This is a genomic window from Priestia sp. MDV22-iso46 (assembly GCF_058629175.1).
In genome coordinates this window covers 951,664-970,551 of the sequence record NZ_JBZVWT010000002.1, presented here as the reverse complement: position 1 = coordinate 970,551, position 18,888 = coordinate 951,664, and the positions used below count along the sequence as shown (strand labels likewise).

Below are 18,888 nucleotides of genomic sequence, written 5' to 3'. Positions count from 1 at the left end.
AGAAATTGCCTGAACTTCCCCTACTGATCTATCGGATTTTATAATGAGTATCCTTCCGATAAAGAAACTAATTATAAAAGATAGAATAATAAATACGAAATAAAGAGAACTAGCCAATAAGGCTTCCTGTGGTGAATACATTGTAACCTTCTTTTATATTGAGTATTTTACCATTAATTATAATTAAAGGAAGTTATTTTATAAGGGTTTGTATTTTAGGAAATGTGGACATAAAAAAATCCTTTCCTATGTAGGCAAAGGATTCTTTTTTTATTGGAAATACTAAGGTATTTTAGTTATTATTGAAGCTTCAACACTTGCACTTAGTGACGATAAATAGAATGTTTTGGACAAGTTATGTAAATGATGAAAGCAATTATAAAGTGCGTTTGTTGTGTTAATCGTATGGTGAAAAGCAAAGCTAACATAACAAACATTCTAGACACTTATTAGTTTATCGTTCTACTTTGCTTTTAAATCAAATTTATCTTCTTTACCATTCCATTTTATTGTTACATGAAAAGGAGCGCTGCTGCTTTGAGTCGCACATCCGCTGCAGCTCCCATTTAAATTAATTTTTCCTCCTGTCTCGTCATCCGTACCTGATAATTTGCTTGTTTCCCCTTTCCACGACATAAGAAACTTTTCCTAATTTCTCTTTGTCTTTTCCTTTATAGATAATACTGCCTTGTCCGTTTTCAGTATTCTCTCCTTTATTTAAAAGATACAAAGCTTTCCACTGATCCCCTTCCCCTTCAAAACGCACGCTTTCTTCCTTACTCCCACAGCTACTCAATACTAATAAAAGAATAGACATGAATCCTAAAAACAACAAATTTCTTTTCAATTTTGAATCCTCTTACACGTTAAAAAAGCAGCCTTATTATCCTATTGGGTAAATTTTTATTACTATCTGGCCTTTTTTTAAGTAATTTAAAGTGAGTTATTTTTCAATATGTTCTCCTGTTATCTTAATAAAACCATTTTTAAATAAAGCGTACCATTCTTCTAGTTCTTTACTCTTTAAAACATTTAATTTATTTAAAATGTCCTTCGAAAATTCTAATGCACCGCTTCCATTAGCTGTAATTAGACAGCCATCACTAACAGATTGTTTTTCTATATAATTTTCATCCCTCGATAATTAGGTGCTCCTTCTTTCAAATAAGGTAATGAATTACCTGTATGTTTATTCTGATCAAGAAACCCATAGTTCCCTAAAAAGGCCGTTGCATCACAAATCGCTGCAACCGGAATGTTATGTTCAAAACAAAAGCTCACCAGTTTCTTTACCTGATGATTTTTCTCTTCTCTCCATCCCGTTCCCCCAGGCATAATTAACATCGCAAAGTCCAGTTTAAAAGGAAAGTCTTTTAGGCTGTAATCTGGAAGAACGGTCAATCCTCCCATTGAAGTTTTAGGGTGTTTGTCGATTGCCATTGTCTGAACTTGAAATCCTGTTCCCTGTTTATTTAACTCAGCTGTCACATAACTGGCTTCCCAATCAGCAAAACCATCTGTAATAAAGACCATCACTTTTTTGATACATACACCACCCCTAATTCTTGATTAGAAATATAACTAAGTACATGATCAATCACCTATTTTAATTTACCACTTTATGTATATAGTGTAAAATAAAACCAATATCAAACTATTACGTTTAAAAACATCTATCTATAATTGAACAATGTTTCCATCTAAATCATGGTTTCTCTTCTTCTATTAAAGGGAATTAAACCCTAAAAGTGAACCTTAAAAGGAGACCATCATGGTTACAATTGAATCAATCATAATAGGTATTGTTTTTATCCTCATTCAACTATACGCATTAACGATTGTCGAACGTTCTCCAATCGGAGAGCAAAAGCTGCTCTCATTATCAGGCGGTGTAGCTATTGCCTACGTATTTATTTATATCTTACCGACGCTTCATAAGAAACAAGAAGAATTTGGAGGATCGCTAGCCCTTGATACTGAACTATATTTTCTTGGTCTTCTCGGCTTACTCGTCTATTTTTCGGTGTATTCATTTGCTCAGACAAAAGCAGCCACACACCTAACGGAACTGACCGTGTACATGGTACAGGCTAGTTTTTTTATGGTTTATTCTTTTATCATTTCTTATGTCGTATTTTCAACCGATGTTAAGCGAGTTGAATCAGTATTCTACGGACTAGCTATCAGCCTTCATTTTATCGGGTGGTCCTATCATTTAGGAAAAAAACATAATCGCTTACACAAAAGCAGAGGCCGCTATATGCTTGCCGGGGCAACTTTTCTTGGGTGCATCATGGGCGTCTTCGGACCCTCATTCGGCTTGCTTATCGAGTCGATGATTGCTTTTAGTTCAGGTGCAATGTTATTTAACGTGATCAGTAAAGAACTCCCTTTTGAAAAACACGCGCACTTGCCAACCTTTTTAATCTCATCTCTTGTCTACGCCGGTACAATGATTTCGTTAAAAGCTTTTTTCAATTGGTAGTTGCGAGGTGTTGGGACAAAATAAAAAGAGCAGCCATAAAGGCTGCTCTTTTAAAGTATGGTTTTTATTACTAGATACACTGCAGCAATCGATGCAAGAACGATAAGTACATTCAAAATGCGATGTTGAGTAGCTAAGTGGCCTCGCTTCATTTCTGCACGAGTCAATGGTTTATTTTCATCGTGATTTCCACTCACTCTGTTACATCTCCTATCCTGTTTAGTTATTGGTTCTGCCAATTTAAGCAATAAGCTGATCTTTGTCAGCTGCTTCTTCCTTTTTTATCTTCCCTCTACATAAGATATAGAAAACACTAAACATAACAATCGACCAAATAAGATTAGCTCCTGGCTCAGTGTTAGCTGCCTTAAACAAACTCGGTATAGATCCGAAAACAGAATCGTCCGTTGTAAGGAATAGAGCGAGAAACATGTTGTTGGCTGCGTGTGCGCCAATGGTAATTTCTAAGCTTTTTGTTTTAATCGCGATATATGTAAGAGCAAAACCAGCTACAATATAATCTAGTCCCACCAATATAATGGATTTATTCATTTCAGGATTAGCAAAATGACCTATTGAAAACATTAGTCCAACAATAATAGCAAGTAAAATTGGACGCTTCACTTTCTTACTCACCCATTGAAGAAGAAGCCCTCTAAAAAACAGCTCCTCTGTTGTTGTTTGAATAGGTACTAACAAAAATGTAATAAGTATTAATAGTACATACTCTTTCAGACTTACATGGTTCCATGAATAATCCGAATGGTTAAACACGACATCAATTAATTGTGAAACGATTAGTAACAGGCTAAAAGCTCCAAAAGACCATATTACTTTCTTCCAATTCACACGTTTGTTAGCAGTGATTAATGATTTCATTTTTCGTTTGTGAATAAAACGAATCCCGATCCATAAACCAAAAATCCAGCATATGTACATAATATGAGACAACAGAAAATCAAGATTAGCATTGATTCCTACAGCTACCCCACTATCAAAATCAAAATATGATTTTCCACTTTCATCATCTGCAACCATTATCATTTCAGCAATAATATAAATAATTGATCCTAACAGCATAAACACAGAAGCAAGGATTGTTGTACTTACATAACGCTTCCAGCTATTTTTTCCTTCTTCCACATTTAAATAGTTTTTCATTTTCTTCTTACTCCCTCAGCCTTCTCTTCTCAATTACATAGTTCTTCTCTACTTAGTTGTTGTCTAGGCAATGTAAAAATCTATTAGGATCCGAAGTCCTGCAATCATTTTAACTACCGCCTGCTTTTTACCTTTGAAGATAAGGAAAGAGACTGACAATATGAAGAAATCACAACTCTACCCATTACCTCTTTATATAAAATTTAGCGCCTTAAAAGCCGTTAAAAAACAGCTTCTTCTAAAAGAAGACTCGACACCAAGTCATCGTTAACCTTTATATCTTGCTCATACGTGCCCGCATACACATAATTTTGAAGAAAATACTTGCTACTCAAGAATATATATCCTAGAACAACTAAAATAAATATTTTTTTCAACATCGTCCTCACCTTTTTATCCAAAGTTTTCCCCTCACGGATGCTACCACAACCGCTAAGGGCTTATCTATAAACAGCTTTTCATTTTTTAAAATTAGCTACCATTCTATCTAACATCGCAAAACGTATATAAGTTACAAATATATTACATTATTATTACAAATGTAACAATTACATTATAACTAAGAAAAAGAGGATAATCAATATGAAGTGTTTAGTAACGCAAATAAAATTGCTAGATTAATATAATGCATCTAAATAAATCAAAACATTGTGCAAAAGTGCACACGTTTTCTGGCAGGAATATTTAAATATTAAATAAGAGTGTTTTTAACTCTTTTCATCTCATTATGGACTGATCTTATAGTATAATTTTGGATTTTAATTGAATTTTTAGTTTTATATTCTATAATAGTGAAGGTAAACTAAAGAGGCTGGTGAAAAAGGTAGGTTTAATATGGTTGAACAAGTTAGTGGTGTAAAGTACTACTGCCATAGTCAAGAAGTTTAGACCGTAACAAAAAGGCATAGAAAACAACTATGCTATAGCACTTTAGAACAAGGTGGAAATAAAATGATTTTTATACCTATATTATCTTTAATAATTGGTTTGTATCTGTTAGTTTCAGGAATTTTTATAATTATAAGGGATAAAAATATAAAAGGAAAAACTAAAAAAGCTTTAGTTTTTTTAGCAGTAGCATCAGATATAGCAACCGATCCAGTGTCATCTTCAGGATTCCGGATTATGCTTGGTGCTGTTTTATTAATAGCTGGATTCATTTTATTATAAGAAATAAACATTAATAATTCATTGTATTTAAAAAGGTTCCATCCATTTAGAGATAGGAACCCTTTTTATGATCAAATATACAGCCTTGATACTGATTTAGCTTAATCATTATTTACGGCTATAACCATTTTTTAATTATTTTGGATCTAATGGTGGCACACCAAATAGCTGCTTTAAAAAATCATCGAAAGTATCTGCTATTTTAATATACTCCCATTCTGTAGTGTCGTACGTTGAAGTTGAGAAGTTTTCTGCGATATACATAACAGCAGGATTTTGTGATCTATTGCGATAATCCAACACGACCCAATAGTGAAAATCTGTCCATAATACCACAAATTCACCGGTGAGGCTTACTTCTTTTAATAGTTCTTTAGAAGACAAGATGCTTATATCTTCCTTTTCAAAATGTATAGGATCAATATCGCTAATCCTTGCTCTTCCTCCATAAGGAATACTTTCGGTATCTCCATCAGGTAACATAAAGTATGGATAGTTAAGTCCTCCACCATTTCTTATTTTCATTAAATCCAATAATGAACTAGGTAACTTAACACCTAAAATAGCTTCAGCTTGCTTTATGATTTCATCATTTATCGGATAATCTATACGCTTATATTCACTATCGTCACTCCAAAAACTATCTCCTCGATAAAATTCTTTTTTCAAAACTTCACCTTCTTCCAATTTAAGTATTAAGTAATTGTTTTAATTCCTTTTTTAAGCTTTTATAATGCCAATGAATATGATCAAGTTCTATCTCTATTTCAATTAATTGTTTGATTAGCTTTTCTTGATTTAGTGAAGAACGAAGAGTTTCTCTAATTAATCGATCAATTTTATTACTGCTTTCGTAAATGTCGTTTAAATCAACTGCTAATTCCACATACTCTTTCTCTTTTTTTTGAATCAAATAAGGAAAACTTCTTTATTAGTTCATCTACAATGGTCGGCTTCACTTTAACCGCTCCCTTTTAACCCTTATGTATTTTAGATATTTCCATCCTCTATAAAAAATTATTAAAACTGGTTAGAGTAGTTTATTAGAATAGTTCAGTTCCATAAATTTCTTCATTTGTGATATTATTGACTCATTTTACCATACAGCGTGTACCTTTTCTTCTAATTTATTTGTTTGGAGAAAGATATTTCAAATACAGATCTTAATAAAATAGCACCTTGGATATTTTAAATTCAAATTACCCATAATATCGTTACATGTCTTTTGCGTAAAAGGAGCGAAGTAACGATGGAACTGAAAAGAATAGTAGGCCTCACCTTTTTATCAAGCGTTATCTTATTTTCGGGACCTTTATCATTGGTCAATGCATCGGTAAATGATTCTAAAATGACTGTAAAACATTCAGTGAAAGAAGAGCTGCCCAATATAAAAATTTTGGCCACTGGAGGTACGATTGCAGGTTCTTCTGAAAGCAGTACAGACACAACTGGATATGAATCAGGAGCTCTTAACATTAAAACAATTATCAAAGCTGTTCCTCAGTTGAAAAAAATAGCGAATGTAAGCGGAGAACAGGTCGTAAATATCGGAAGTCAAAATATAGATAACAGCATTTTGTTAAAGTTAGCGAAGCGAATTAATACACTATTAGCTTCTAAGGATGTTGATGGAATTGTCGTGACACACGGATCTGATACGATGGAGGAAACGGCTTATTTTCTAAATTTAGTAGTAAAGAGTGACAAACCTGTGGTTGTGGTTGGTTCAATGAGACCAGCTACCGCTATAAGTGCAGATGGACCGCTAAACTTGTATAATGCAGTGAAAATTGCTTCTACAAAAGACGCACGAAATACCGGTGTTTTAGTAGCGCTCAACGATCGAATTAGTGCAGCTCGTTATATAACAAAAACACATACAACGGCAGTAGATACGTTTAAATCCCCTGAACAAGGATATGTAGGAGAAATAGCTGGAGATAAGGTAATATTTTATAACAAACCAACTCGCAAGCATACAACACAATCAGTATTCGATGTATCAAAATTAGATAAGCTTCCTCAAGTAGACATCATATATGGGTATCAAAACGATTCTAGGGACTTTTATGACACAGCCGTAAAAGCTGGAGCAAAAGGAATAGTCGTTGCAGGAGCAGGAAATGGGTTGCTATCGGATGCTGCCCTAACAGGTGCTAGAGATGCGGTAAAAAAAGGCGTAGTTATTGTGAGGTCTAGCCGGGTAGGAAGCGGAGTTGTGACACATGAAGAATCAGATGATAAAGATACGTTTGTTACATCCGATTCGCTAAATCCACAAAAAGCCCGTATTCTTTTAATGCTTGCCTTAACGAGAACGAAGGATCCTCAAAAGATTCAAGAATATTTTAATGAGTATTAAATCAAAAATATCTTTCATCCTCTGTTTTGACTAATTTTTTTAAAACAATCGTTAACGACAGCTTATAAGAAGGACATAAAGAGGTTGAGACATCACTAACATACTTTTGCCTCACCCTCTTTTAAAAATGAAAGAAACTATCAGCAGGTTCCTTATTCATTTCCCCAGTTCTTGCTTTCCATAATTAAATGATTTGAGGTGCCGTCTAGTACACGCCACACCAAAGTCTTGCCTTCTATATCCTTTAACTCGATAATGCCCTCTAGCTTATTGGTATTCACATGGAAACGTCTCTCATCTATTCTTTGCGCACTTTTTAATCTTGTTCCAAATGTTGCAGGACTTTCTTCCGTTAGCTTTACAATGACATTTATCATACGTTTGTCAGAGACATAGTTTTTGCTGTTCTCGTAGTTCTTATCAGCAGGCTTAATAGCCTGTTCTAACCCAGTTTCGTATTGGCGCCAATCAACAATTAAAAAAATCGCAAATACTAAAGACACTGTGAGTAACAAGCCGTACGCAACATATCGTTTCATTTATTTTTGCTCCTTTCTGATAGTGGCTGATAGGTAAAGCGAAGAACATCCCTGTTAAGGAGATAGGTTGTATCAGAAAATAGTATCGTACCACTTTAAGAAATATTCCTTTTTTAAGAAAAAATAAAAGAAGTTATATTTTTTATAGGCCTTCCCTGCTCAAATTGCATGAACCAAGAGAGATTTGTATACGGCTCGTTTTTAGCTGCCACTATTACTTCGCCATAAACTAAATTAAAAAAGGTTCCACTCATCAACGTTCAATGAGTGAAACCTTTTTGGATTATCTCAGGCTAGCTGTGCCATTGCTTTTTTGTAGGGGAGCTTATGATAACAAACAGTTACTTTATTACTGAAATACTGCCGTTATGAGTGGCTAGTTTAATGATATTCTTTCCTTTTCCAATAACAGCATTACTATCATATTTATTTAGAATATCGACTTTTCCATTGTCCACGGAAACATTAAATTGAACGTTACTTGGTTCTTTTTTCGTCGTAATCTTAATCTTTCCATTGTTCGTTTTAAAGTCAATATCTCGATCAAGTTCTTTTGTTTCTAAAGCGATACTTCCGTTATGGGTTTCCCCTTTTAAACTACCTTGCACGTTACTCAGCGTTATTTTTCCATTATTCCCTTTTGCTTGAACCGTTTTTGCTGCAGCATTTTTTATGCTTGTAAGTCCATTGTGTACGCTGGTGTTCAGGTTTTGTGAATCAATGTCCTCTAATTCTACACGTCCATTGTTTGCGCGAATGGAAACATCCGCTGCGCGTAATTTTTTAACAGACACATACCCATTGTGGCTGGAAATCCCCAATGAATTATACTGTTTTTCAGGCAGATAAACGTTGATGGATAGCGGTTTTAATACACTAACAATATCAAAATTGACCCAGCTTCGCTGCTGTTCATTATAAGAGATGAAAAGTGTTGAATTTTTAACGTCAGTAGTGAAGTCTCTTTTTATGTTAGGGGATGTTTCGCCTTTTAATGTTACTTTGATGTTATCGCCTTTGATAGGGTACACATGAACACGGGTATTATCCGTATCGATGTTTACCTTGGATACTTGATTGCTGTTGATCGTTTTTTCTTTTGAAATAGGTTCAGGATCAATCGCACGATAAGTAAGGAGACTTCCTATAATCCCAACAAGGATGAGAATACCTGCAAGAATGGAGAGTTTCTTTTTATTCAGCACGTTTTAAACCGCCTTTCACCAGTGATACATTGTATTTTAGATAACGTACAAAGCCTTTTATAGCTAGCTTCGTTACAACTAACATACCTAACATAATAAAATATCCAATTCCGCAAAATGCTAAAGACATGAATAAATTAAAGAGAAAAAAGCCGCTCGAATGTACAATAGCCTCACCGAGAACTAGAATAGGAGATAGCAAGAAACATAGACCTATGGCCCAAGCTGACAAAATGAAGCCAGCTAATGCGACGGCGGGCCCAAGCACAATCACTACATTAAAAAAAGCTAAACCAATTACGGCCCAAGTGGCTCTCAAAATATTTTGAGTTGTTGCCTTAGCTGTTGCTTGCTCAACGTGATAATCTGCCAGCAATTCTTTGGCTATTTGATTCGGAGAACCTAGCGACGTTACAATTTCTTCTTCTGTTTTTCCTTCTTCTAAGCCAATGGAAAAATGTTCTTCATAATCTTGTAGAATATCTGCACGTTCTTTTGAAGACAATGGTTTTAAGGATTCATTTAATTGCTGTAAAAATTTACTCTTCGACATTGTTCACACCTTCTTTAATTAATTGATTAACACCTCTTGAAAACTCGTTCCATTCATCGATAAGTTCGTATAAATAATCCCTTCCTTTAGCTGTAAGCTGATAATACTTCCTTGAGGGACCTTCTGTAGATTCCTTTAAGTACGTTGTAAAATATTCTTCTTTTGTTAATCGGCGCAGAAGAGGATATACCGACCCTTCTGATATTTCAATTTGATCGGAGATTTTTTGAACTAATTCATATCCATAGCGGTCTTTCTTATCAAGTAACACAAGGACACAAAGTTCTAAAACTCCTTTTTTAAATTGCACGTTCACTGTTCTTCACCCTTTTCTTTTCACAGCCCACTACTGTTTATTGTATAGTACAGATTCATAATGATTTCCTAATAATTACAATATATCACCAGCTATTGTTTATTGCAAGGTACTGTTTAATAATTTTTAACCATTTTTACAATCGTAAGGTATTTTTTATAAAGCAAGGTTCAACCTTCTTTTTCTAATTAGCTTATATATGGAATTATTTTTAACGCGGCCAAAAGAAAAAGCAGCCTATAACTATAGACTCCACAGCAGCGATCAAGCCAGGCTATTTTTCTTTTGCTTGTTTGATAAATAAAAAGAAAACCGTTATTAAGATAAAATAGTTTAGCGGGTTTTTGAAAACGTCTCCGCCTAAAGCCAATTGTAATAAGATCCATAAAGCGAATATCACTAGTATGGCTGGTATTATAAGTTTGTTCATACATCACTCATCCTTCGTCTAAGAGTAATAAAGCAATCGTGGCTCTCAATATTTTTTTATACTGTAAAATCAAATCCATAAATAGCTTTGAAAGTATACTGATTGACTATTTATAAGAATATCACCTTTAAGATAAAATTTAACAATTGTTACTATAATTGATAGAAATGCCTTAAATACATTTGATTTTTTTGTAATAAATTAAAGAAAAAAGAAACCGTTATTTTACATTTTCAAACAATAAAAAACAGCCAATTTTATGGCTGTTTTAAAGTAGAGCGCTATCAAAAATTTCATTTTCTAGGTGGTGCAAATCTTTCATTATTCATGAATTTTCCATCCATTTAAGGCTTTAGCCGTATCGGCGGTAAAATGATCAATGATTTCACTTTTCCCGCTGTCCATAGCAGTAATGGCTGCCATATCTTCATCACTTAACGTGAAATCCCAGACGTTAAAGTTTTCAGCGATACGTTCTTTACGAACAGATTTTGGAATGGTAACGACACCACGTTGAATATGCCAGCGCAAAATAACTTGTGCCACTGTTTTTCCATATTTCGCTCCAATACCGGAAAGTAATTCATTTTGGAAGATATTATTTTGACCTTCTGCAAATGGTCCCCATGATTGTATTTGCACACCGTATTCTTCCATCACTTTCTTTGCAGCTTTCTGTTGAAAAAAAGGATGATTCTCCACTTGATTTACAGCTGGCACAACTTCATTATTTAAGATTAAATCAACTAAACGATCCGGATAAAAGTTGGATACACCGATAGCACGAATTTTCCCTTCTTTATAAAGCTCTTCCATTGCACGCCAAGAACCATAATAATCATTAAACGGCTGGTGAATTAAGTACAAATCAAGATAGTCAAGCCCTAGTTTGTCCAAAGAAACATGAAAGGCTTTTTTAGCACTTTCATAACCTTGATCCTGAACCCAAAGCTTTGTTGTGATAAAAAGCTCTTCTCTTGGAATACCACTTTTTTTGATAGCTGCACCAACCGCCTCTTCATTCATATAGGCCGCCGCTGTATCAATTAGACGATACCCTGCTTCAAGCGCGTTGGATACTGCTTGTTCACATTGAGCTGAATCAGGAACTTTAAATACACCGAAGCCTAAGATTGGCATTTCGACACCATTGTTTAAAGTAACTTTTTGCATATAAAATTCCTCCTGTTTTACATCGTAAGTTTCGTTAATCTTGCACAAATATTATCCTAATACCTTCGTGTAACACGAGGTCAAGAACTTTACATAAATTAAGTTAAATCTTTCAATAATGAATTAAAGCGTATACGGTGAAGGAAGTGGATAAACTATACCTTCAGCTTTATGTTCAGCTGGGTATTTGTTTAGATTACTTTGATGGTACTAACAAATTTATTGACTTGAACCATAATCATCTTCTTGCCTTCGTGTTACACGAATGTGATAGATTTTAAACAGTAATAAAGAAAAAATGTTTATGGGAGTGGCCAAAATGTATACGGTGAAAGATGTGGCAAAGCTGCTTGACATAACGGAACATACCGTTCGTTTCTACACGGATAAAGGATTAGTTCCGAGCGTACAGCGTGATAAAAACAATATTCGTCTTTTTGATCAAGAGTCCATTAATTGGCTGACAGATGTTAAATATTTAAAACAATGTGGGATGACAGTGGAAGACATTAAAACCTACGTAGATTTGTGTTTAGAAGGTGGAAGTACCATTCATGAGCGCTATCAAATCATTTTAAAACAAAAAGAGATCGCTAAAGCTCAATTAGAGGAAGCTAAAAGAACTGTAAAATATATGGACGAAAAAGCAAATCATTATCTTGATATTATTAACGTTTTATCGCCAGATGACACTAACCCTGGCGAATGGGAGTTAATACATGCTAATAAAACATTCAAAGGATCTTAACATCACCTCTAGCAGTAAAAAGACTTATCTAGCATACCGTATAGACAAGTCTTTTTACTGTCCTCGGTTTTCAACTTTAACTCTCTTTAAAATATCCTGGGCGATTACAGCCGCTTTACTCCATTTGTTTGAGCTAGACCGATACCCTGTCAGTTTAGAGTGTGTGCAAATTCTTCCTGCAGTTCTTTTAAAAACGCATTCGCCGCAGCTGAAAGAACATGATGCTTTTTCCACACAATATTTAAGCCTGATTCAAGTCTTGGCTGTAAGGGTCTGAAACAAAGATTACTAGCAGTAGACGTATTGACTATTTTATCAAGTGTTATTGCATATCCGATGCCTTCTTCAACCATAATGGCCGCATTATATGCAAGATTGTATGTAGTGACGATGTTTAATTTATGAAAGTCTTCGCCAAACCAATCCGCAAATTCATTTTTGGAAAACGTCTGTTTCATGGCCTGTCGTGAACAAATCAGTGGAACGTTTAATAAATCCCCAGCTTGAATGCTTTCTTTGAGGGCAAGAGGACTGTCTTTTCTCATCACAACGCCCCAAACATCTTTGGCAGGCATATTAAGATAATTGTATTTTGAAATATCGGCTGGCTGAATTAAAATACCGAAATCAAGCAATCCCTTGTCAAGCCGTTCCGTTATATCTTCTTCGTTTCCGCTGTAGAGGTGATATCGTATATTAGGATAACGTACCTGTACATCTTTTGCTACTCGTGCAATGTGTTTCATTGCTTCAGTTTCCCCGCCGCCTATATAGACATCACCACCTATTGTTTCTTCCATCGAACTAAATTCTGCCTCTAATTTATCCACCATATTAACGATTTCCTCTGCCCTGTTTCGCAGAAGCATTCCTTCATCTGTCAGAAAGACACTGTGACTGCTGCGAATAAATAGTTTTTTACCTACCTCTTGTTCAAGGTCTTTTAATTGTCTAGACAAAGTTGGCTGTGTCACATGCAAAACATCAGCAGCTCTCGTGATGTTTCCTTCTCTTGCAACCGCAAGAAAATAGCGCAAAACTCGAATTTCCATATCCCCCTCCTCCTTTCATAAGCTTTAGTATATACACTCCAGAAATGCTTATCAAACATATCATGATATAAGATATAAGTATTTTTTATATTCAAAAGAAGCCGGTAGAATAAATACCAACGAAGTTCATGTCACACAAGCAACACCTTAAATGATTCAAAGTGGAAAGGAGCTTAAAATGAAAAACTTCTTATGTCTGTCTTCTATCTTAGTAACAAGTCTTGGCCTCGCTGCTTGTAGCAACAATAATTCATCTGCAGCGGACAGAGATCATAATACAAGTAATCCTTTAAACCAAGCACCAGAACAGCCAAAAGAAGACCGTATTTCAGATACAAGAATCAAATTAACGTTTAACGATAAAGAAGTCTTGATTAGGATGTACGATAACCCAGCAAGTATGGCTTTTCTAGCCCAACTGCCTTTAACCATAGCTTTTGAAGATTATATAGGTAAAGAAAAAATTAGTATTTTGCAAAAAAGATTATCAGCAGATGATGTACAAGCTGGAGATCTATCAAAAAAAGGCGAATTTGCTTATTACGCTCCTTGGGGCAATGTAGCTATTTTTTATAAAGGTTTTGAGGATGCCACAAATGACCTTATCATACTAGGTCAGATTGAGTCTGGAAAAGAAAACGTTGAAAATATTCATGGTGATTTTACAGTTACCATTAAAAAAGTGACTAAGTAAAAACATGACAATTGCTCTTTAAACAGCCCGCTTTGAAGCAGCTAGAACATAACGCTTTTTAGAAAGAAGGAAATTGATTTTATGTCTAAACAAAATAAGCTACTTATATTTGTCTTAACCTTAGGAGCTTTCGGGATTATAAATACCGAAATGGGGGTTATAGGGATACTGCCCTACATTGCGGATCACTTTCATATCAGTGTATCAAAGGCCGGATGGCTGGTGAGTCTCTTTGCGCTTACTGTATCAATATCTGGTCCAACGATGCCGTTACTCTTTTCAGGAGTCAACCGTAAGAAAGCAATGTTACTTGTACTTGGTATTTTTGTTTTAGGTAACATTATCTCTATATTCACCACTAACTTTGCTATTGCCATAATTGCGCGTGTGATTCCAGCTATCTTTCATCCAATTTATTTTTCAGCAGCTTTTACAATGGCAGCGAACTCCGTTAGCAAGGAAGACGCTCCAAAAGCTGTTTCCAAAGTCTTTATTGGCGTATCTGCAGGCATGGTACTTGGTGTACCAATCGCAAGCTTTCTTGCAAGCACAGTTTCGTTTCAACTATCAATGACGTTTTTTGCTGTTATTAATGCTATTGTATTTATTGCTACGTGGGCATTCTTCCCTTCTATGCCTGTTACAGAAAGACTTTCATACGGAGCGCAGCTAAGCGTATTAAAAAAACCTATTACTTGGCTTTCTATTATTGCCGTCCTTTTACTGAATTCAGCAGTATTTGGGGTTTACAGTTATCTTGCTGAGTATCTTAAAAGCGTTACGAACATCTCTGGACAATTAATTAGTTTCATGTTGATTCTATTCGGTGGGGCAAATATTCTCGGAAATATTATCGCAGGGAAGTTACTTACGAAAAATGCCATTAAAACTGTAGTCGTTTTCCCTTTCGCATTGGGAGTCGTTTACATCATTTTATTCTTCATCGGACAGTTTACTTGGCCTATGGCTATCATGACTTTAGTTTGGGGAATATTCGCTGGTATAGGAACGAATATTAATCAATATTGGATTTCCTCCGCAGCTCCAGAAGCACCTGATTTTGCGAATGGATTATTTTTATCATCCGTTAACTTAGGAACAACGATTGGTACAGCTGTGGGTGGACTATTTATATCAGGAATGGGTACACAATATGTTGTACTAGTGGGGATCTTGTCATTAATATTGAGTGTACTATTCATTTTACCAAGAAGCTACATGCAGCGTCCTGTAAGGCAACTTTCAAAATAAGACATCAGCGCAACTTTCTTTCGGGATCCCTAGCAGGTTCCCTTTGTTTTCTTTTATTACATGATGAGAGTGCTTACTAATCTGCCTATAAATTAAAGTGATTAATTGCACCGTAAAAATTATTGGTCATTATAAAGTTATAAATACGATTAATGACTTCTTGATAGGCATCTGGTTCCTAATTGGCAGTATTTTATTCTTCTATGATTCCTTAAAAAATATAGGGGTTTGGTTATTTATTCTTTGGAGCGTGCAATTGCTCATTCGTTCAACGATTAAATTAGTGCATGATTTTCACTTACGAAAATATTTAAAGGCAGGTTATCGTAATAAATAATCTTCTTTGTGAAAAATTTTTCTTGTGAATTCTATATATCAAAAGGGGGTGTAGGCTAACGCCTACACCCCCTTTTGATTTCACTTTTAAATCAAATATATCACTCTAGGTCTAACCCTTTTTCATTCAATTTATGAGAAGTCACAGCAATTACAAACTTTCCATCATCTAAGTCTTTTTTATGAGAGGTTAGCTCCTCTGTGGGAATACCTAAATTTGTTGCACGGTCTTCTTCATTTGAGTAATTTTGCACCACAAAAAATTTCTTTAATTTATCTAAGAAAGAATCCGGCTGGGCCCCTCCAGTCATATCTTCATGAGTGACTTCATCTTGGTCAACAGCAGATAGCTTATCCACGTTTACATTCGTTCTATAAGCTAGATTGCCCGCTGCGGTCTCTTGATTAGTTAGAACTGTAATTTCATTATCCTCATACCCTATCATTCTTAATTTCTCAATTCTAGTTAATGTTTCTTCTGGTGACTCATATACACCTATAATACTTTTACTCATAGAGCTTTCCTCCTTCATTAAGATCTTTTCTCCTTACTTTTTATGTACCCACTATTCTACCCTTATTAACAATAGACCCGTAGTTAAAAGAGTGAATAAAATGATTTTCCCTTTTTAAGGAATTCGATTAAATAAATGCTAGCTTACTTAAAGCAAAACGTTTATCTAAAAAAGATTACCTCCCCTCGGACTGGGTATATATTCATTAAAAGATAATAAAGGGGAGATGAGAAAAGGATGAAACATGTAAAGGCTCTTATTATGAAGTTTGTAATGAGCGCTGTGGTCTTAGGTACAGTATTTACAGGCATTTATAATTACGATTTTAGTGACAGCATACTAATCGGTTTAGTCCTCACAGTTCTCGCTTATGCCCTTGGTGATTTGTTAGTATACCGCAATGCTGCTGATGACTCAGACTACAAAAAAAGAAACATTGTTGCTACAATTTCTGATCTTATTTTATCTTTTTTAGTCATCTGGATAATGGGGGCATCCTTTTTTGGAAATACCATAACTGTTATTCAGGCTTCTGTAGTATCAGCTATTGTTATAGCCATCGGTGAATGGTTCTTCCATAAGTATCTAGATAAACATGTTCTTAACACTGATAACTATAAACATACCGATGCGACATATAATAAATAACTTATTAACAAGAAGAGCAAACCTCAAAAATAGACAGATTAGTAAAGAGAGCCGTATATATAAATAAACGGCTCTTTTGTAATTCTGAGAGATGCAATTATGGTAGAGAATTCATATATCATATAAGAAAAAGCCCACTCCTTTTCAGCTGAAAGAGATGGGCTCTTCTTAACATTGGATGTATATGTTTACATCAACTCACGAAAGGAATAACCTTAAAAAAACTTACTTGGAGATCAATTCGCTTCTGCCTTACTTATTGGTCGGATAGTCTTATATTCTGGTTTCCACATAGCTTTTTCTATTAATTTTTCTACATCCTGTTCTTGAACTCTAGATACACCATCTTTAATAGCAGCTTTTGCAACAGCTATAGCCACTGTTTTGGATACGCTTTGAAGATCTTTAATATGAGGAAGTAACGTATCACCTTTGGTTTGAGTTTCGGCCATATGGGCGACTGCATTTGCAGCTTCAGCGAACATCGTCTCTGTAAATTTTTCAGCTTTTACAGCAATTGCCCCTAGACCAAGACCGGGAAATACAAATGCATTATTAGCTTGGCCAATTTCATATGCTTTTCCTCTATACTCCACTGGATCAAATGGACTTCCTGTTGCAATTAATGCTTTGCCATCTGTCCAATTTATAATATCTTTCGGGATAGCTTCAGCTAACTTAGTAGGATTAGATAAAGGCATAATCACAGGTCTTTCTACATGGCGAGCCATTTCTCTAATAATTTCTTCCTTAAATGCCCCTGTTACCCCCGATGTTCCAATTAGGATAGTAGGTTTTACTTGTTTGATTACTTCTAACAAAGGTACTTTATTTTCCTTATCTTTTTTCCAATTCTTTATTTCTTCTAATTTACGGGCATAAAGCTGCTGGAATGAAGCTAAATCATTTATCTCCTCCGTTAACAGTCCTCTATAATCATAGGCCCAAAACCTATCATATGCTTCCTCTTCCGAAAGACCTTCAAGAACCATTGCACTGTGGATTCGATCAGCGTTTCCAATACCTGCAGAACCTGGTCCAAAGACAACAATACGATGATCTTTTAGGGAGGTCTTTGTAATTTTTAAAGCAGTCAATACAGCACCTAATGTAATCACACCCGTACCTTGGATATCATCGTTAAATGTTAAAAGATAATCCCCATACTCTTCTATAATGCGTCTGGCATTTTTATTCCCTAAGTCCTCCCAATGTAACAATGCTTTTGGGAACTTATTTATTATTTTATTTACAAATTGATCGATAAATTGATTGTAAGCTTCGCCTGTCACACGCTCATGGCGATTACCTAAATAAAGCGGATCTTTAAGTAATTCTTTATTATTGGTTCCTACGTCTAACACAATGGGAAGAACACGGCTCGGATCAATACCAGCAGCAGCTGTATATACTGCTAATTTACCCACTGCAATGTTAATTCCGCCTACTCCCCAGTCACCTATCCCAAGAATACTTTCAGAGTCTGTAACCACGATTAAATCAATATCCTCTGAGCTTAATTCTACATTTCCTATCGCTATGTCCATTTTATCCGCTTCGTCAATAGACAAATACAGACCATCAGGACGGTGATATTGATGGCTATATTCTTGAATAGCTTCTCCAACGGTTGGTGTGTAAATAATCGGTAGCATTTCACTTAAATGATCTTTTAATAATCGATAAAACAATACCACATTTCGATTATGCAGATCGTTTAATAAATTATTTTTTTGCAGATCATTTGATGCATTCTTAAACTGTTGATAAGCACGTTGTACCTGTTCTTCTAATGTCAGTACGGTGGGCGGTAATAATCCATCTAAATTGAGTTCTTCTCTTTCTATTTTTGTAAATGCAGACCCTTTGTTTAGATAAGGTCTCGATAAAATATTTTTCCCTTTTAATGGTGTTTGAACGAAACTCTTTTGTACTTCAGCAGAAGATCTCATATATTATCCCCTTTCCGTTCTTAAAAGAATGTAAAAAAAACAATATTTTTCTTATACCATAGATATCATTATGGTTAACCAAGATGTTTTCTTGTTGCATACAATACTTTTAAACGAAGAAGCTCTTCCTTAAACATATAATTAAGGCGGCACTTTAGTTTGTGTTCAGATAGATCAAGTGGAAAGAAGCTTTATATGTTATGTCCTCGGGAGGCTAACATAGTTAACTAAAGAAAAATTAGTTTTACATACGATAGTGCTCTCCAGCAATCTAAAGCTTCAGTGGTTAAAAATCTTT

Annotated in this window: 21 protein-coding genes and 2 pseudogenes; 8 read left to right on the top strand and 15 right to left on the bottom strand. The window is 35.0% G+C overall.

The features are described from left to right. Positions 1 to 462: 462 nt before the first annotated feature. Positions 463 to 636 carry a hypothetical protein gene (locus AC4NPH_RS17055; RefSeq protein ID WP_255286315.1) on the bottom strand — a complete coding sequence of 58 codons (174 nt, stop codon included), beginning with the start codon at positions 634 to 636 and terminating at the stop codon, positions 463 to 465. A gap of 307 nt (positions 637 to 943) precedes the next feature. Next, positions 944 to 1,545: pseudogene (locus AC4NPH_RS17050) on the bottom strand (type 1 glutamine amidotransferase family protein). Positions 1,546 to 1,771: 226 nt separating this feature from the next. Between AC4NPH_RS17050 and AC4NPH_RS17045 the strand changes: the two are divergent. Continuing rightward, entirely contained in the window at positions 1,772 to 2,485 is a 714-nt protein-coding gene (locus tag AC4NPH_RS17045) for a hypothetical protein (protein ID WP_098314747.1), read from the top strand. Positions 2,486 to 2,535: 50 nt separating this feature from the next. On the opposite strand, the gene AC4NPH_RS17040 is transcribed toward AC4NPH_RS17045, so the two are convergent. Further along, entirely contained in the window at positions 2,536 to 2,682 is a 147-nt protein-coding gene (locus AC4NPH_RS17040) for a hypothetical protein (RefSeq protein ID WP_014458831.1), read from the bottom strand. Between the two features lie 43 nt (positions 2,683 to 2,725). Next, a complete protein-coding gene (locus AC4NPH_RS17035; RefSeq protein ID WP_013058418.1) occupies positions 2,726 to 3,646 on the bottom strand; it encodes a CPBP family intramembrane glutamic endopeptidase in 921 nt (306 codons plus the stop codon). Positions 3,647 to 4,597: 951 nt separating this feature from the next. Between AC4NPH_RS17035 and AC4NPH_RS17030 the strand changes: the two genes are divergently transcribed. Continuing rightward, on the top strand, positions 4,598 to 4,816 hold the full coding sequence (locus AC4NPH_RS17030; protein ID WP_013058420.1) for a hypothetical protein: 219 nt from the start codon (positions 4,598 to 4,600) through the stop codon (positions 4,814 to 4,816). A 135-nt stretch (positions 4,817 to 4,951) separates the two neighbouring features. Here the strand turns inward: AC4NPH_RS17030 and AC4NPH_RS17025 are convergent, their stop codons facing one another. Further along, positions 4,952 to 5,485, bottom strand: a complete 534-nt coding sequence (locus AC4NPH_RS17025; protein WP_098196911.1) for an SMI1/KNR4 family protein — start codon at positions 5,483 to 5,485, stop codon at positions 4,952 to 4,954. 19 nt (positions 5,486 to 5,504) lie between these two features. Beyond that, positions 5,505 to 5,775: pseudogene (locus AC4NPH_RS17020) on the bottom strand (hypothetical protein). A 290-nt stretch (positions 5,776 to 6,065) separates the two neighbouring features. Between AC4NPH_RS17020 and AC4NPH_RS17015 the strand changes: the two are divergent. Further along, entirely contained in the window at positions 6,066 to 7,178 is a 1,113-nt protein-coding gene (locus AC4NPH_RS17015; RefSeq protein ID WP_013058423.1) for a type II asparaginase, read from the top strand. 152 nt (positions 7,179 to 7,330) lie between these two features. Here AC4NPH_RS17015 and AC4NPH_RS17010 read toward each other — a convergent pair whose 3' ends face one another. From AC4NPH_RS17010 to AC4NPH_RS16985, 6 genes are all read right to left on the bottom strand, one after another. Next, entirely contained in the window at positions 7,331 to 7,717 is a 387-nt protein-coding gene (locus AC4NPH_RS17010; RefSeq protein ID WP_013058424.1) for a hypothetical protein, read from the bottom strand. Between the two features lie 341 nt (positions 7,718 to 8,058). Beyond that, positions 8,059 to 8,922 (bottom strand): DUF4097 family beta strand repeat-containing protein, encoded by an 864-nt coding sequence (locus tag AC4NPH_RS17005; protein ID WP_491938827.1) that lies wholly within the window; start codon positions 8,920 to 8,922, stop codon positions 8,059 to 8,061. Beyond that, entirely contained in the window at positions 8,912 to 9,475 is a 564-nt protein-coding gene (locus AC4NPH_RS17000) for an HAAS signaling domain-containing protein (RefSeq protein ID WP_013058427.1), read from the bottom strand. The genes AC4NPH_RS17005 and AC4NPH_RS17000 overlap by 11 nt, the downstream gene beginning before the upstream one ends. Continuing rightward, the gene (locus tag AC4NPH_RS16995; protein WP_013058428.1) at positions 9,462 to 9,791 is read right to left on the bottom strand and encodes a PadR family transcriptional regulator; all 330 of its coding nucleotides are present in this window, start codon (positions 9,789 to 9,791) and stop codon (positions 9,462 to 9,464) included. The genes AC4NPH_RS17000 and AC4NPH_RS16995 overlap by 14 nt, the downstream gene beginning before the upstream one ends. A gap of 274 nt (positions 9,792 to 10,065) precedes the next feature. After that, positions 10,066 to 10,221: a hypothetical protein gene (locus AC4NPH_RS16990; RefSeq protein ID WP_013058429.1), complete on the bottom strand. Its 156-nt coding sequence runs from the start codon at positions 10,219 to 10,221 to the stop codon at positions 10,066 to 10,068. A gap of 321 nt (positions 10,222 to 10,542) precedes the next feature. Next, positions 10,543 to 11,394: an aldo/keto reductase gene (locus AC4NPH_RS16985; RefSeq protein WP_491938826.1), complete on the bottom strand. Its 852-nt coding sequence runs from the start codon at positions 11,392 to 11,394 to the stop codon at positions 10,543 to 10,545. Between the two features lie 319 nt (positions 11,395 to 11,713). Between AC4NPH_RS16985 and AC4NPH_RS16980 the strand changes: the two genes are divergently transcribed. Next, the gene (locus AC4NPH_RS16980; RefSeq protein ID WP_491938825.1) at positions 11,714 to 12,142 is read left to right on the top strand and encodes a MerR family transcriptional regulator; all 429 of its coding nucleotides are present in this window, start codon (positions 11,714 to 11,716) and stop codon (positions 12,140 to 12,142) included. 149 nt (positions 12,143 to 12,291) lie between these two features. Here AC4NPH_RS16980 and AC4NPH_RS16975 read toward each other — a convergent pair whose 3' ends face one another. Beyond that, positions 12,292 to 13,194 (bottom strand): LysR family transcriptional regulator, encoded by a 903-nt coding sequence (locus AC4NPH_RS16975; RefSeq protein ID WP_491938824.1) that lies wholly within the window; start codon positions 13,192 to 13,194, stop codon positions 12,292 to 12,294. A 178-nt stretch (positions 13,195 to 13,372) separates the two neighbouring features. Here AC4NPH_RS16975 and AC4NPH_RS16970 point away from each other — a divergent pair, with 178 nt between their 5' ends. The 3 genes from AC4NPH_RS16970 to AC4NPH_RS16960 all read left to right on the top strand — a co-directional run bounded on the left by AC4NPH_RS16970 (position 13,373) and on the right by AC4NPH_RS16960 (position 15,476). Continuing rightward, complete coding sequence (locus tag AC4NPH_RS16970; RefSeq protein WP_063672445.1) at positions 13,373 to 13,888, top strand: cyclophilin-like fold protein; 516 nt, start codon at positions 13,373 to 13,375, stop codon at positions 13,886 to 13,888. 81 nt (positions 13,889 to 13,969) lie between these two features. Next, entirely contained in the window at positions 13,970 to 15,139 is a 1,170-nt protein-coding gene (locus tag AC4NPH_RS16965) for an MFS transporter (RefSeq protein ID WP_063672447.1), read from the top strand. Between the two features lie 97 nt (positions 15,140 to 15,236). Next, positions 15,237 to 15,476, top strand: a complete 240-nt coding sequence (locus tag AC4NPH_RS16960; RefSeq protein ID WP_229754550.1) for a YrhK family protein — start codon at positions 15,237 to 15,239, stop codon at positions 15,474 to 15,476. 100 nt (positions 15,477 to 15,576) lie between these two features. Here the strand turns inward: AC4NPH_RS16960 and AC4NPH_RS16955 are convergent, their stop codons facing one another. Further along, the gene (locus AC4NPH_RS16955; protein ID WP_041816603.1) at positions 15,577 to 15,990 is read right to left on the bottom strand and encodes a general stress protein; all 414 of its coding nucleotides are present in this window, start codon (positions 15,988 to 15,990) and stop codon (positions 15,577 to 15,579) included. A 237-nt stretch (positions 15,991 to 16,227) separates the two neighbouring features. Between AC4NPH_RS16955 and AC4NPH_RS16950 the strand changes: the two genes are divergently transcribed. After that, positions 16,228 to 16,638, top strand: coding sequence for a DUF2512 family protein (locus AC4NPH_RS16950; protein WP_013058434.1), 411 nt, complete (start codon positions 16,228 to 16,230; stop codon positions 16,636 to 16,638). 236 nt (positions 16,639 to 16,874) lie between these two features. Here AC4NPH_RS16950 and AC4NPH_RS16945 read toward each other — a convergent pair whose 3' ends face one another. After that, positions 16,875 to 18,590, bottom strand: a complete 1,716-nt coding sequence (locus AC4NPH_RS16945; protein ID WP_055990530.1) for an NAD-dependent malic enzyme — start codon at positions 18,588 to 18,590, stop codon at positions 16,875 to 16,877. Positions 18,591 to 18,888: the final 298 nt, after the last annotated feature.